Raw genomic sequence first — 12,720 nt, forward strand, 5'->3', positions numbered from 1 at the left:
TGTATCGTTTTGGACTGCCATCCGAAGTGATTGTTGCAGCCACACCTGATGGTCAGTAGCAGATCAGACGCCGTAGCGCTTGTTTCCTCCTGAGGTAATGCAGTAACGACCACCCCGAGGCCCTATACAAACGTTTCCAGAGGAACACGGGCACGATGAACCGTAAGCTGGCGTTTGTTGGCGAGCGGGCTGTGCTGGTTGGGTCACTGGCTTGGGCTTCGAAACGATGTAGCAACCCGACCAACTGCACAGGCTTTTTGACGAAAGCCACTTCGGTGATTGACCATCAATACTGATACGCGCCCATTCGTTGCGAGTTTCGAAGACCTGAACCTTTTCCCCGCGCTTCAGCTTCGAGACGACCTTACCGCCTGGTTGATCTCGGACATTGAGATTATCAGCACTCACAAAATGCTCAGTCGGAGAGACGGGGGCCGGAGCTGAGGACGGAGTTGGCGAAATCGACCCTAGCGTACTTGGCGTGCTTAAGGCGCTTGGTTGTACTGGGGCAGGAGGAGTGTCTTTCTTCCCCATTGCCCACAGAACGGCACAAAGAATCAGGAGCGGGACAAACCATGACTGGGACTTCTTGCGCATATCCATTGCTCTCATTCGGCACGTATTACAACGGCTGTCTTGCTGACCAACCTGACCTCATTCATCTATTGCGAGCCTAGCCAAGCCTCCACTTTTTGCAGCCTATTCAGCTCGAAAGGCTTAGGCTTGCCAAGATCCAGTACCCCAAGCAGAGGACTTCTCACCTCAGGAGAAGGTAACCATTCCGCGACTTCTACGTTGCAGTATCTTGAATCGCTCAACGCCCATTTCACAGCGATGCCCGCCGCAGCTCGGTAGTAATCACCCATGAAAAGCTTTTTGCACACTGAAAGCCAGCCACGCACTTCCAATTGCTTGGTCGCATTAATGATGCTGTTGTCACCAAAAAACGCAGTGGTATGACGTGGTTGAGTTGCTAGACAACCAGTCAGATGAGCCTCCAGCTAGCTGAGCGATATTTCCCACTCGCATTCTTTTTCAAGAATCAGCACAAAACTGCCCATTCGATTCCGTTGATATTAAAAATCAGCACAGACTCGTTGAAAGCCTACCAACTGGATGGTAGCTTTATTGCAGATTTTAAATTCATGCAATCAACGCCATCCCTGTGAGAATCCCATGCAAGATTGGAAGCAAACCCGCAAAGACATCAACGCTCGCTTGGTAGAGCTAACCGGCCTGTCTCCTGAAACCATGAAGGGCATGGCTGCTCTCGGTGCTGCCGGTAGCAAAACAAACCATCTGGACGCCAAGACTCGCGAGCTCATCTCCCTTGCAGTGGCCGTGACGACCCGCTGCGACGGCTGCATTGCCTTCCACGCAGCTGAGGCAAAGAAGCTCGGTGTAACCAGTGAAGAGGTAGCGGAAGCACTAGGTGTGGCCATCAACATGAACGCCGGTGCCGCGCTGGTCTACAGCACCCACGTACTCGACGCGTTCGACAAGTCCTAACTCAAACGCCGATTTTCTTCCCCTTCAACGACGTCGAGATTAACCATGAATAAGCTGTTCACTCCTTACAACCTGGCCGGTATTTCTTTGAAAAACCGCGTTGTCATGGCCCCCATGACTCGCACCCGAACCTTGAACAACATTCCGAATGAATCCAACGCGCTTTACTACGCGCAACGTGCTTCTGCCGGTTTGCTGATCACCGAAGGCCTGCCTATTTCCGATGAGGCTCGCGGCTATCTGTACACCCCTGGCATTTACGAGGATGTGCACTTACCAGGCTGGCGCAAAGTGACTGACGCGGTGCATGCCAAGGGTGGGAAAATTTTTGCTCAGCTCTGGCACGTTGGCCGCATGTCCCACGTCTCGGTACATGGAATAGTGCCTGTGTCCTCGGGCACGGTGCCTGCAGTGGATACCACTGTGTATGCCTGGATCGAACCTACCAAATCAGGCCCTGTTCAACCTAGCGCACCACGCGCCTTGGAGACTGAAGAAGTAAAGCGCGTCATCGCTGACTTCGTGAAGTCCGCACGGATGGCCATGGACGCCGGCTTTGACGGTATCGAAATCATGGCAGCCAACGGCTTCCTCTTCGACCAATTCCTGAGCAGCGCACTGAATACTCGGACAGACCAGTACGGTGGCTCCGTCGCGAACCGTCAGCGCTTCCTGCTGGAAACCATTGACGCGATTGCTGCTGAAATCGGCGGATCGAAAATCGGTGTGCGTTTCTCTCCGTTTGGTCGCCTCTACGACTTCGGTGTGTACGAAGGCGAAGAAGAAACTTGGATGAGTATGGCGGCTGCCCTCAACGAGCGAGAGCTGGCATTTGTTCACCTGAACTACCAACCGACCATCCTTGCCGCACAAACACCACCTGGTTTCGGCGCAGCATTCCGTGAAGCGTACAAGGGCACCTTGATGGCTGCGGGCGGCTTCACCAAGGAGATCGCTGAGTCTGAGCTGGCCAAAGGCGAGCTAGACCTGATTGCCTTTGGCACCGCCTATATTGCTAACCCTGATCTGGTAGAGCGTATGCAGAACGATTGGCCATTGGCCGAAGGTGATCGCGCGACCTACTACGGTGTAAGCGATTCGATTGATAAGGGTTACACCGATTATCCGGAATACGCAGCCGCCAACGCCTGATATCCCATCCCAAACATTTAGGAGAACACCATGCCACTCGTGACTATTAAAGGCATTGAAGGCGTTTTTACCGACGAGCAAAAAGCCGAGGTCATCCGCAAAGTGACTGACGCTATGGTATCGGTAGAGGGAGAAAACATGCGCGCTCTCACCTGGGTCATCTTCGAAGAGGTTAAGAGCGGAGACTGGGGTATTGCTGGCAAACCTGTGACTGCGCAGGAAGTATTGAAGCTGCAAACCGGCCAGTAAGGCTTCACCTTCAGGTCAATAGCTCCCTGTTCGTTGAGTGTGGTTATGCTCGACGAACACGGGGCTTTTTCCGTTCTTAAGGAGCGCCAAGTTTGTGGGGACTAATCCGTGATTCTGATCATTTACGCCCATCCGTATCCTGAAAAATCCAACGTAAACAAGTTGATGCTCAGGTTTGCAGCAAATAATTCTGATGTCGTAATCCGCTCCCTTTACGACCTCTACCCCGATTTCAATATCGATGTTGAAGCTGAGCAGAACGCCGTCGAACAGGCAGATCTACTGGTTCTGCAGCACCCTCTGTACTGGTATAGCTACCCACCTCTCTTGAAGCTGTGGATCGATAAGGTCTTCACTCAGGGCTGGTCATACGGCGCGGGCGCGACCGCTTTGAAAAACAAAAAACTGCTGTGGGCCGTGACTACCGGTGGAGAGCATGATCATTTTGAAGGCGGCGACCACCCAGGTTTTGCTGTGCTGTCTCAGCCCCTACAAGCAACGGCGAATTACTGCGGGATGGATTGGTTAAGTCCAGTCGCAGTCCACGGCGCTTACAGAGCAGATCAAACCGCACTGCTCACCCAGATCCGTCATTACGGCGAGCGCCTGACCTCATGGAAGGAAGAATGAATGGACACTCACAATCTGATTGAAATGCTCATCTACCTGGGCTCAGCTGCCTTGATAGTTCCAATCGCCGTTCGGTTAGGGCTGGGCCCGGTTCTAGGCTACCTGATAGCCGGCTGCCTGATCGGCCCATGGGGTTTAAAGCTTGTGACCGATGTCGAGTCCATCCTGCACTTTGCTGAAATCGGCGTAGTGTTGATGCTGTTCATCATCGGTCTTGAACTCGACCCCAAGCGCCTTTGGGCCATGCGCCGCATGGTGTTCGGCGGTGGCGCTTTGCAAATGCTGGCATGCGGTGCGGCCATCGCAATATTTTTCGCTGTACTCGGCTTGAACTGGACGGCTGCGCTGCTGGTTGGGCTGACGTTAAGCCTGTCCTCGACTGCTATCGCGATGCAGGCCATGACCGAGCGAAACATGAACTCCACCGCAGTGGGTCGCAGCAGTTTTGCCGTGTTGCTTTTCCAGGACATCGCGGCGATTCCCCTAGTGGCCATGATCCCACTGCTGGCCGCAAATGGTGGTACGCCCTCAGGTTCAGAGCTGGCCCTGTCCATCGCAAAAATCGTCGGAGCGATTGTCGCAGTGGTTCTCTTGGGCCAATACGTATCTCGCCCTGTCCTTCGCTTTGTAGCGCGCTCCGGCTTGAGGGAAATCTTCAGTGCCGTCGCATTGTTCCTGGTGTTCGGGTTCGGGCTCTTGTTGGAAGAGGCCGGCTTATCCATGGCCATGGGCGCTTTCCTGGCAGGCGTTCTCTTGGCCAGCTCGGAATATCGCCACGCTCTGGAAAGCGATATCGAACCCTTCAAAGGACTTTTGCTGGGTCTGTTCTTTATCGGTGTAGGGATGTCGATTGACTTCGGCACGCTGATCCATTCGCCGCTGAAAGTCATCACTCTGACCTTGGGCTTTATCCTGATCAAGCTGCTCGTGATCAAGCTCCTGGGGCGCCTCCTGAATGTACCAAGTGATCAGCGCTCATGGCAGGCGGTGTTCCTTGGACAGGGAAGTGAGTTTGCCTTTGTAGTATTTGGCGCAGCGACAGTCGCCGGCATCCTGATAGACCCTTGGGGTAAAAGCCTGACGTTGGCGGTGGCGCTGTCCATGTGTGTAACGCCACTGCTGATCCTTTTGCTCAATCATCTGGAGTCTTCGAGCAAACAGGGCAGCAAGGAATCGGACACCATTGATCAGAGCAACCCTCGAGTCATCATTGCTGGCTTCGGTCGATTCGGGCAGATCGCTGGGCGACTGCTGATGTCTTGTGGATTTGAAGTCGTGGTATTGGATCATGATCCCGACCACATCGAGACACTGCGAAAGTTCGGGGTGAAGGTGTTCTACGGGGATGCCACCCGCCTCGATTTACTGCACGCAGCGGGCGCTGCTCAAGCCGTGGTGCTGATCAACGCCATCGATAATCAGGACGATAACCTGGCACTGACCAAGTTGGCCCAGGAGCATTTCCCATCTCTAAAACTGGTGGTGCGCGCTCGAGATATGGGGCACATCATTACCCTACGTCAGATGGGTGTGGAAGAAGTCGAGCGAGAGACATTTGAAAGCGCATTGTCTCTCGGGCGCAGGGCTTTGGAGCAACTCGGGATAGGACGCTACGAAGCTCGTGAGCGTGCGGATCGATTCCGTCGCCTGAACTTGGAAATGCTGGAGGAGATGGCCGCTCAACCCGAGGACGATACCGAATTCAAGTACGACGCTTACAAACGAGCAAACGCTTTACTAACGGAAATATTCAATGAAGATCGCGCTCATCCAATTGACGCAGGCCCAGGAAAGGTGAACCTTCCGCGCAGCGAGTCAGATAGCTGACTGACTTACCGCTCGAGGAGGATGCTTGTTTAGCTAGCGTCCTCCAGCTCAGTGATAATTGCTTTTTTCAAGGCTGAAACTGATTTAGACCCAGCGAAGACTTTCAACAATCGGCCTTCGTGGAACACTGCCAAGGACGGCACAGAGCGAATGCCATACATCTGCGCAATCGTCGGAGACACAGCGATATCAATCTTCCCAAAAGATGCTATCGAATGGAGTTTTCCTTCGAGCTCAATGAAGACCGGTCTCATTTCTTTACAGGGTTTGCACCAGGAGGCTGAGAACATTACGACACTGCTGCCTTTGGCTACGAAGCGAGCAAATTGGGGAGCGCTCAACTCAACGATACGGCTCATCTGGGTCTCTCGTTCTGTGTCAGGGAAAGGCGGAACCTTGAGAGTGCCGCCATCCATTGCCAATCAAATTTTGCAGCCATCGATCCCGCAGACCTGACCTGTCAATGCGCTATCGTCGACTTTCATGCTCTTAACCATGTGGTTCAGTGCTTCAAGAAACGCAGCTTCAGGCTGCGCACCTGCCACCGAAAACTCATTGTTGAAAACGAAGAGCGGCACGCCGGAACCCAATTGGGCGGCAAACTGCTCATCCGCTTTCATTTCAGCGCGCAGCTCGGCAGATGACCAAGCCGCTTGGATGGAGTCGTCCGAGACACCTGCGTCTTTAGCAATCGTCGCTAAGCTGGCGCGATCAAAGAGAGACTTACCGTGACTGGTGCTTTGCTCGTACAGCGCCTCTACGAGTCGCTTTTTTACCACCGTATCTTCAACCGCTTTCACTAGCACATGAGCGTCAGTCGTATCGCCAAACATCATGGTGTCAAAGCGGTAATCCAACCCGTCGACCTGGCCATATTTACTTACGGTGCTCATCATCGCTACAGCGGAGTCAGGGTTACCGAGCTTACGCTTAAGGGCCGCGACCATCGGTTCTGGGGTGTGGTTCGCAGCCAATCGATAGGCCCGAACATTGACCTGTACGTCGTCTTTCTCTGGGAAGTTTTCAAGTGCTCTCTCAAAGCGGCGCTTGGCAATCCAGCACCAAGGACACACATAGTCAGACCAGATATCGACAACGTATTTTTTCGAAGGAGTTTTCATAATTCATCCTGCACGAAGAAATGAAGACTGAATTGCCGCCATTTCAAGCAAATGGTTAAAACCAGCCAAAGGGTCGGTTGATCGACCGAGTGTCCAATCAATGAGGCTTGCTCCCTCCAAAATACTCAGCAGCATGAAGGCGAAGTTCTCAGCGGTTGTTCCCAGTGACCAGTTGTGCTGCCGGACTGCGTCATTAAGGGTGCTTTGGAGCCAGGCGAGTTGCGAATTGAAGAAGTCCCTGGTGAGCCCTTGAAGCGATAAAGGCAATGCAGCCATCTCCGCCGCTAAGGCGCCGCATAACGGCAGCAGCCCCTCATTCGCGCTGATCACGAAAAGTCGCGAAAAAGCCTGTAAGCGCTGCAGCGGCTCGGGATGCCTGATCTCGATTGACACCAACGTCTCGTTGAACCGAGCGATGTAGTCGTTGATCAGCTCCGCGCCCAAGCACTCCTTGGTAGGAAAATGATGATGAATGCTGGCTTTTCTAATGCCGACTTTCGCTGCGAGATCCGCGTAACTGAACGCTGAGTAACCCTTTGAACGCATCTGGGTTTCCGCGTAGCTCAACAGCGCGGCTTTTGTCGTGATGGACATTTGAACTCCTGCAGCCAGCAGCCTTATAACCGGAGCAGCGTGCTGGGAGCGCCCCAATGAGAGGCGCTACACGCAGCGCTTGCCCCTGTGTTTAGGCACGTACAGCCATCACCCCTGCGTCAACGTCCCAGATAGCACCAGTCACCCAAGAAGTTTTATCGGAGAGCAAGAAAAGGATCGTGTTGGCAACATCTTCCGGCACGCCTACACGGCCCAGTGGGTGGAAATCGTTCAGCGACTTCATCGCATCTGGGATCGCTTCCTTGTCCATGAAGCCTTCATAGATCGAGGTGTGAACGATGCCAGGTGAAACGGCATTGACTCGGATACCTGAGTGAGCCAATTCAATTGCCAGGTTACGGGTGACGGCGTGCAGACCCGCCTTAGCCATCGAATAAGCAGTTGCTGGAGAGCCGGCCAGCGCGGCCTGCGCGCCAATCGAACCGACGTTGACAATCGAACCTTCACGCTTGGCAGCAAGCATATTTTTGACCACTGCCTGCGTGATAAAGAATGTGGCGCGGTTCAGATCCAGGTACATGTCGTAATCCGCCTCATCGTGATCGATGAAAGGCTTCGGAATGAATATGCCTGCAGAGTTCACCATGAAGCCGATGTCACTGTGGTTGGCATTGATTTCGCTGCGTACATGATTCATCCCTTCCTCGGTCATGAGGTTGGCAACGATCACTGATACGTTCCCCAGCGGACTCAGCTCGGCGCGCACAGCATCGGCTTTATCCTGTTTACTGCCGGTGAGAACCACGCTGCCACCCGCCTTTAAAAACTGGCGCGCTGTTTCCAGACCCATGCCGCTCGTGCCGCCGACGACCAACAGTTTTTTGCCTTTAAAAAAATCGTTCATTACAGACTCCGGTATCAGATAAGTGAGAGGTGGTCAGCGGCCAGGTGCCGTGCTGACCTGTGACCAGGACAGTTAGCCTTCGATGACTTCGAGCTTAGGGAGCATGCGGATGGCTTTAGAGAAGTTGGCGTAGTTGACCGAAGTCTTGAGCACCACGTTGTGCAGCTCCTCAACACGCTCACGCGAAGCATCTGTGTGCAGGCGAATCACGACACTCACCTCGTCGTAGCCTGGGTTAACGCTTTCGTCGATCCCCAGGAAGCCACGCAGGTCGAGAGTGCCGTCGGTCTCAATTTCCAGGCTGTGAATCTTGATGCCCATCATTGCGGCATTGGCGGCATAGCCGACCGACATGCAGGCGTTTAGAGCAGCCATCAGCAGCTCCTGAGGGTTGGGCGCGGTGTTCTCGCCCAGTAATTCATTCGGCTCATCGGCTGCAATTTCAAAATCGCGGGAATAGGTCTCACCGGCCAAACTGTAACGGCTGACTTTGGCTACAGAACGGGTCTGACCCTTCCAAGCGGTTTTAACGTTGAAGCTTGCGTGGCGCTTGGTCGCATCACCAGCAACGCCTTCGGCGAAATTCTGGAGTGCGGCGACATCGATACCATTCAGGTTGCTGCTCATGTGGACGTTCCTCTTCAGATAAGCCGGACGATTAGACCGGAAGAGAAACAAGCCTACCAAGTAGTAGGTTGGCTTACAAGAGAGATGACGATACCAATAGCTTTGAAAAGCTAGGCTGCATAGAGGAATTGGGAATATTGATGACAACACAGTGAGTGTCGTGACCAACAGAGTCACTTCGAAAGCGACGCCATGAAACGATCTTTCACACCTCTATGCATCGGGTGAAATTTGTGTAATTGTACGAATTGATGGCATAAGGCTGTCACCACATGGATAAAAATCAGGGAGGTTTTATGGCTGTTTATGCACCAGGGCACGTGTTGGGGCGAGATGGAGGTTCGTTTCAAGAAGTCACTTTGAACGCAGCCAAGAGCGCGGTCGTCGCTAAGCATGGACGGTACTGTACAATTCGCGATCACGAAAAAGCGCCGCCTACAAGCCAACCTTCCCGTCATTGGATGCAAATCTACCGCACACCAGATAATACCGAGTGATCTATCCGGTGGATTTTAGTTTGCACTAATTGATACAAGCATAGATCGGCTCGCGGCCCTGAATCAAATGACTCAAGGCCGCCTGCTCTTGGCAGGCGACCAAATCGAGAAGCTATTGAAATATGTACTAAAGATACAGCGATGAAAGATGCCCCCTGAAAAGGGAATGCAGCGGTGGAGTCGATAAATTTGCTTGCTAGAGTTTTCAGTGACGAAGGGTAGATAAAATCAAATCAAATCCCGAAGATTTCTCGTAATCATCGCTCATCGCCCAAGAAACAAAGCTCGCACCTTCCAAAGTATTCAATATGTACCTTGAAACTCTGATTACATCCAGGTCGGCTTTAAGCTCTCCTCGATCTTGACCCTGCTTAATATTTGCCTGAAGCCAAGTGAGATGGATCTCAAAGAAATCCTTCGTCATTTCTTTGAGACTTTCAGGCAGGGCCAGAAGCTCTGCGGCCAAGGCTCCACAGAGTGGAAGCATCCCGTTTAGACTGCTTTGTGCGAACATCAAGGCGAACGCATTCAGTCGGTCGACAACACTGACGTGTTCATCATTGATAGCCTCCAGCTGCTTTTTGAACCGGAACAGGTAGCTCTCGACTATGGCAATTGCCAAGCCTTCTTTGGTGGGGAAGTGATGGTGAATACTCGCCTTTTTAATGCCGATTTCGTCTGCAAGGTCGGCATAGCTGAAGGCCGCGTAGCCCTTCGTGCGCAGCAGAACCTCGGCGCTAGTCAAAAGGTCTGAACGTGTACTCATGATGCCGAATCCGAATTTGTCATCCTGACATCATAAATTAGTCACCCCTCATAAGACAGCGCTCGCCTTACCAGGCTTCAGCCTTGAGTCGAGCTGGCAAGTGCGGCACAACCTCAACGCATGGCTTGCGCGTCCGCAGGCAAACGCGCAAAAGCTTGGAGTGCTGGGTAAAAATCGCTGAAGTCTGCGCTCAGCACCTCATAGTTGCCTTTGAGATGTTCGAACAATCCATCAAGCCCCTCTGGTCTGGAAAGGCGCTTCGAGATTATGCCCAAGCCATATCCAATCATTTCAATGTCTCTATAGGCGCACAGCCAATCCTCCGAGATCATCAAAGGCACGACCTGCGCCAGCGACGAAGGAAGGTTAGGCTCTGCCTCCAAAATCCCATAGATCTGCTGCGCGAAATCATCCAGCGGCACGTCACAATATTGCTCCCAATCTCGCGCGAGGCAGTGGTCAAAGAACATGTCGAGAGCGATTCCAGCGTAGCGCCTTTGCTCGTTCGGAAATCGTGATAGCGCTCGCTTGACCAACCCGTGAGCATCAGTGAAGGCATCAATCGTCCGATGCAGCTGAATCGCAGCCTCAGTTTTAGGAGAAAAACGCCCTGCGAGTGGGCCTTTAACAAAGTCCCCGTACAGGCTCCCCAGGAGCTCGTCAGACGATTGCCCCCCAAGGTGTAGATGAGCCAAATAATTCATCCCATGCACCCTCATGCAAGTAGCGGTCGACGGTCAAGATAGCAGAGTCGAAAATGTCCTATCTACTAGATGGGTTCGTTCCTGAGCCTTACCAACTTTGAACTTATTTTGAAGCTCATCCCCCTAAACCTGTGCCCATCGCCGCTAGCTCAGCTGAATCTGAGCTGCTAACTCAAGAAGGTATTGAAATCATGAAAAGCGAACAGGTTGAGGGCGTTGTAGAGAAGGTTGCCGGCAAAGCTCAAAGCGCAGAGGGGAAACTACTGGGTGATTCGAAGCTTGAAGCCGAAGGTGCGGGACGCCAGGCTGCCGGTCAGTTGACCCAAACCTATGGCGATGCACTGGACAGTGTGTCTACGTTCGTCAAAGAGAAGCCGGTTGCTGCACTTGCAATTGGTGCAGTAGCCCTGCTGATACTAGACCGTCTCCTGCGCCGCTGAAGGTGGGAGGAAAAGCCTTGAGTTGCTTCTGCCGAAATCGTCTCTTGTACTCTCCAGGGCTATCTCTGAAGGGTGCGAGGGCTATAGGGATATACTGGAGAGCACTTTATGAGCGTCCTGTCCCTCAGTAGTCTCGAAGTGTTTGATTTGCAAGCCGGCACAGCAATGACCCCGAAGGACAGAGATGCCGGCTAGACGCTTGATCGGTTTTTATTGATCCGCCGTACCGAATTTATCAGAGGCCGGGCCTCCATTGAAGCTAAAATCGGTGGTGCCGTTGGTGATCCATTCGACCAGCTTTTCCTTGTGTGTGTAAGCCACCACTCCACGTTTTTGAGTCGGATCGAATCTTAAGACGCGCCATATACCAAAATCGGGGCCGAAGTCGATGAACACGGGTTTGGAAACCCACCAGCGAGCAAAAAGCTTGCTGCGGGAATGCCAGCTAAATGAAGCCAGTCCATTCTCCGACACTTTTGACAAACCCATTCTGAAGTTGTACCTGTCGAACTCAGTTCGCGTGCCATCGATCACCCAGATCATATTTTGATAGTAGTTTTGCCTCGCGATGACCTCTTCAGGATGTATTGTCGATCTCTGAAACTCAATAACCATCCCTGAAGGCGTTCTGACATCTGCTATATGTCGCTCCCCTGAGGACGCTTGCAACACAACTTCCTGCCACTCGGTTGGGAACATATTCTTCCAATCGCGATGCCATGCCGTTTCCGTTTCCCACCACGGATCGCAATTGTCCAAACGTTTATGAGCCCAATGCCAGACGACATGGTTCCCGCATTTAGCGACGGTCTGGGAACCACAAAAACTGCAAACACCACGTGCTTTTGGAGTGGCCTCTACACGAGCGCCTTCAAGCAATGAGTATTTCATTTTCTTCCTTGATGCTAAAAATGGGGTGCGGCAGCTCTTAACTTCCTAGTCGGCAGTACCTTGTAACTCACAGGACGAAAGACAAATATCTGAGCACGGAATTCGTCCTAGCAGCCTGGTAGGCCTGCGTAAATGTCTAAAGAGGCGGGTGGCGGACGGTGCCCCACTTAAATCGCCTTCAGGAGACGGTCAAGCGTTTGATGCTCCCATGTGCTCAGCATAGCAATGGGATCTGTGCCAAAGCGATTTCCCGAGTCTATAGACCAGCGCCGTCCGTCAGGGCTTATGCACTCTTCACAGTAGCCCAGCTCATCGCGGTCGTTATGAATAGACACTCGCCAACCTTCGACATTAACTTTGAAGCGCTCCGCATAAATTTCTTCCCATCCCCTCTCGCAGGCTCTGACCATAATTAGGCGCCCAAGAGCTACCTCCCTCAGCACTTGGCTGACCTCTCGCGCTGAGAGTGGAGCCTCTTCGGCAGCGCCATCTAGCTGCGACGAACGAGCTGCCGCTCTGGCCTCTTTCAGTCTCTGCTCAGCGTACATAGCCGGATCATCATTTGGCAGCGGATATCCTGCGGCTGAGAGAGCTTCGGCTCGCTCTTCAATGAGCAGGCGCTCAGGATCGCGAACCGTTTGGTAGGCTCTGCCTGGTACGCGTTGAGTTGTGTCCAATCCCGGCTCCCCAGAAGGCTGATGACTAAGAGCGACTAACTTACTTTTAGAACGATAACAGAACGCTTCGAATAGCGATGCCGAGCTCCGAATCATGAATCGCCCCGGGTTTCGTAGACACCTCCATGCCTTAAACTGAGGCCAATCAGGAGGTGCCATGAGCAACCCACG

16 protein-coding genes are annotated in these 12,720 nt (G+C 52.9%); 6 read left to right on the forward strand and 10 right to left on the reverse strand.

The window, feature by feature from the left end; all coding sequences use genetic code 11:
• Positions 1–63: 63 nt before the first annotated feature.
• A complete protein-coding gene (locus tag JTJ32_RS25940) occupies positions 64–612 on the reverse strand; it encodes an SH3 domain-containing protein (protein ID WP_328823999.1) in 549 nt (182 codons plus the stop codon).
• Positions 613–1,176: 564 nt separating this feature from the next.
• Here JTJ32_RS25940 and JTJ32_RS25945 point away from each other — a divergent pair.
• The 5 genes from JTJ32_RS25945 to kefC all read left to right on the forward strand — a co-directional run bounded on the left by JTJ32_RS25945 (position 1,177) and on the right by kefC (position 5,367).
• Positions 1,177–1,509, forward strand: coding sequence for a carboxymuconolactone decarboxylase family protein (locus JTJ32_RS25945; RefSeq protein WP_210043760.1), 333 nt, complete (start codon positions 1,177–1,179; stop codon positions 1,507–1,509).
• 45 nt (positions 1,510–1,554) lie between these two features.
• Entirely contained in the window at positions 1,555–2,661 is a 1,107-nt protein-coding gene (locus JTJ32_RS25950; RefSeq protein WP_210043762.1) for an alkene reductase, read from the forward strand.
• A 30-nt stretch (positions 2,662–2,691) separates the two neighbouring features.
• Entirely contained in the window at positions 2,692–2,910 is a 219-nt protein-coding gene (locus JTJ32_RS25955; protein WP_210043764.1) for a tautomerase family protein, read from the forward strand.
• A gap of 108 nt (positions 2,911–3,018) precedes the next feature.
• Positions 3,019–3,540, forward strand: coding sequence for a glutathione-regulated potassium-efflux system oxidoreductase KefF (kefF, locus tag JTJ32_RS25960; RefSeq protein ID WP_210043765.1), 522 nt, complete (start codon positions 3,019–3,021; stop codon positions 3,538–3,540).
• Positions 3,541–5,367: a glutathione-regulated potassium-efflux system protein KefC gene (gene kefC, locus JTJ32_RS25965; RefSeq protein ID WP_210043766.1), complete on the forward strand. Its 1,827-nt coding sequence runs from the start codon at positions 3,541–3,543 to the stop codon at positions 5,365–5,367.
• A gap of 29 nt (positions 5,368–5,396) precedes the next feature.
• Here the strand turns inward: kefC and JTJ32_RS25970 are convergent, their stop codons facing one another.
• From JTJ32_RS25970 to JTJ32_RS26000, 7 genes are all read right to left on the reverse strand, one after another.
• The gene (locus tag JTJ32_RS25970; RefSeq protein ID WP_210043767.1) at positions 5,397–5,726 is read right to left on the reverse strand and encodes a thioredoxin family protein; all 330 of its coding nucleotides are present in this window, start codon (positions 5,724–5,726) and stop codon (positions 5,397–5,399) included.
• 63 nt (positions 5,727–5,789) lie between these two features.
• Entirely contained in the window at positions 5,790–6,488 is a 699-nt protein-coding gene (locus JTJ32_RS25975) for a DsbA family oxidoreductase (RefSeq protein WP_210043768.1), read from the reverse strand.
• Between the two features lie 3 nt (positions 6,489–6,491).
• Positions 6,492–7,082: a TetR/AcrR family transcriptional regulator gene (locus JTJ32_RS25980; RefSeq protein WP_210043769.1), complete on the reverse strand. Its 591-nt coding sequence runs from the start codon at positions 7,080–7,082 to the stop codon at positions 6,492–6,494.
• Between the two features lie 91 nt (positions 7,083–7,173).
• Positions 7,174–7,947 carry an SDR family NAD(P)-dependent oxidoreductase gene (locus JTJ32_RS25985; protein ID WP_210043770.1) on the reverse strand — a complete coding sequence of 258 codons (774 nt, stop codon included), beginning with the start codon at positions 7,945–7,947 and terminating at the stop codon, positions 7,174–7,176.
• Positions 7,948–8,019: 72 nt separating this feature from the next.
• The gene (locus JTJ32_RS25990; RefSeq protein ID WP_029290780.1) at positions 8,020–8,574 is read right to left on the reverse strand and encodes an OsmC family protein; all 555 of its coding nucleotides are present in this window, start codon (positions 8,572–8,574) and stop codon (positions 8,020–8,022) included.
• Between the two features lie 702 nt (positions 8,575–9,276).
• On the reverse strand, positions 9,277–9,837 hold the full coding sequence (locus JTJ32_RS25995; RefSeq protein ID WP_210043771.1) for a TetR/AcrR family transcriptional regulator: 561 nt from the start codon (positions 9,835–9,837) through the stop codon (positions 9,277–9,279).
• A 113-nt stretch (positions 9,838–9,950) separates the two neighbouring features.
• Entirely contained in the window at positions 9,951–10,541 is a 591-nt protein-coding gene (locus JTJ32_RS26000; RefSeq protein ID WP_210043772.1) for an acyl carrier protein phosphodiesterase, read from the reverse strand.
• Positions 10,542–10,732: 191 nt separating this feature from the next.
• Between JTJ32_RS26000 and JTJ32_RS26005 the strand changes: the two genes are divergently transcribed.
• Entirely contained in the window at positions 10,733–10,981 is a 249-nt protein-coding gene (locus tag JTJ32_RS26005) for a CsbD family protein (protein ID WP_210043773.1), read from the forward strand.
• 210 nt (positions 10,982–11,191) lie between these two features.
• Here JTJ32_RS26005 and JTJ32_RS26010 read toward each other — a convergent pair whose 3' ends face one another.
• Positions 11,192–11,872, reverse strand: coding sequence for a competence protein CoiA (locus JTJ32_RS26010; protein ID WP_210043774.1), 681 nt, complete (start codon positions 11,870–11,872; stop codon positions 11,192–11,194).
• Between the two features lie 167 nt (positions 11,873–12,039).
• Positions 12,040–12,708, reverse strand: a complete 669-nt coding sequence (locus JTJ32_RS26970) for a DUF7693 family protein (protein ID WP_456239183.1) — start codon at positions 12,706–12,708, stop codon at positions 12,040–12,042.
• Positions 12,709–12,720: the final 12 nt, after the last annotated feature.

This window comes from Pseudomonas alliivorans, from assembly GCF_017826695.1.
GTDB lineage: Bacteria > Pseudomonadota > Gammaproteobacteria > Pseudomonadales > Pseudomonadaceae > Aquipseudomonas > Aquipseudomonas alliivorans.

What these genes read in the sequence shown, in the direction of transcription:
- JTJ32_RS25955 (WP_210043764.1), top strand. Translation starts at nt 2,692, where the DNA reads ATGCCACTCGTGACTATTAAAGGCATTGAAGGCGTTTTTACCGACGAG.
- JTJ32_RS25945 (WP_210043760.1), top strand. Translation starts at nt 1,177, where the DNA reads ATGCAAGATTGGAAGCAAACCCGCAAAGACATCAACGCTCGCTTGGTA.
- JTJ32_RS25995 (WP_210043771.1), bottom strand. Translation starts at nt 9,837, where the DNA reads ATGAGTACACGTTCAGACCTTTTGACTAGCGCCGAGGTTCTGCTGCGC.
- JTJ32_RS26970 (WP_456239183.1), bottom strand. Translation starts at nt 12,708, where the DNA reads ATGGCACCTCCTGATTGGCCTCAGTTTAAGGCATGGAGGTGTCTACGA.
- JTJ32_RS26005 (WP_210043773.1), top strand. Translation starts at nt 10,733, where the DNA reads ATGAAAAGCGAACAGGTTGAGGGCGTTGTAGAGAAGGTTGCCGGCAAA.
- JTJ32_RS25970 (WP_210043767.1), bottom strand. Translation starts at nt 5,726, where the DNA reads ATGAGCCGTATCGTTGAGTTGAGCGCTCCCCAATTTGCTCGCTTCGTA.
- JTJ32_RS25950 (WP_210043762.1), top strand. Translation starts at nt 1,555, where the DNA reads ATGAATAAGCTGTTCACTCCTTACAACCTGGCCGGTATTTCTTTGAAA.
- JTJ32_RS25940 (WP_328823999.1), bottom strand. Translation starts at nt 612, where the DNA reads ATGAGAGCAATGGATATGCGCAAGAAGTCCCAGTCATGGTTTGTCCCG.
- JTJ32_RS25985 (WP_210043770.1), bottom strand. Translation starts at nt 7,947, where the DNA reads ATGAACGATTTTTTTAAAGGCAAAAAACTGTTGGTCGTCGGCGGCACG.
- JTJ32_RS25980 (WP_210043769.1), bottom strand. Translation starts at nt 7,082, where the DNA reads ATGTCCATCACGACAAAAGCCGCGCTGTTGAGCTACGCGGAAACCCAG.
- JTJ32_RS25990 (WP_029290780.1), bottom strand. Translation starts at nt 8,574, where the DNA reads ATGAGCAGCAACCTGAATGGTATCGATGTCGCCGCACTCCAGAATTTC.
- JTJ32_RS25975 (WP_210043768.1), bottom strand. Translation starts at nt 6,488, where the DNA reads ATGAAAACTCCTTCGAAAAAATACGTTGTCGATATCTGGTCTGACTAT.
- JTJ32_RS26000 (WP_210043772.1), bottom strand. Translation starts at nt 10,541, where the DNA reads ATGAATTATTTGGCTCATCTACACCTTGGGGGGCAATCGTCTGACGAG.
- kefC (WP_210043766.1), top strand. Translation starts at nt 3,541, where the DNA reads ATGGACACTCACAATCTGATTGAAATGCTCATCTACCTGGGCTCAGCT.
- JTJ32_RS26010 (WP_210043774.1), bottom strand. Translation starts at nt 11,872, where the DNA reads ATGAAATACTCATTGCTTGAAGGCGCTCGTGTAGAGGCCACTCCAAAA.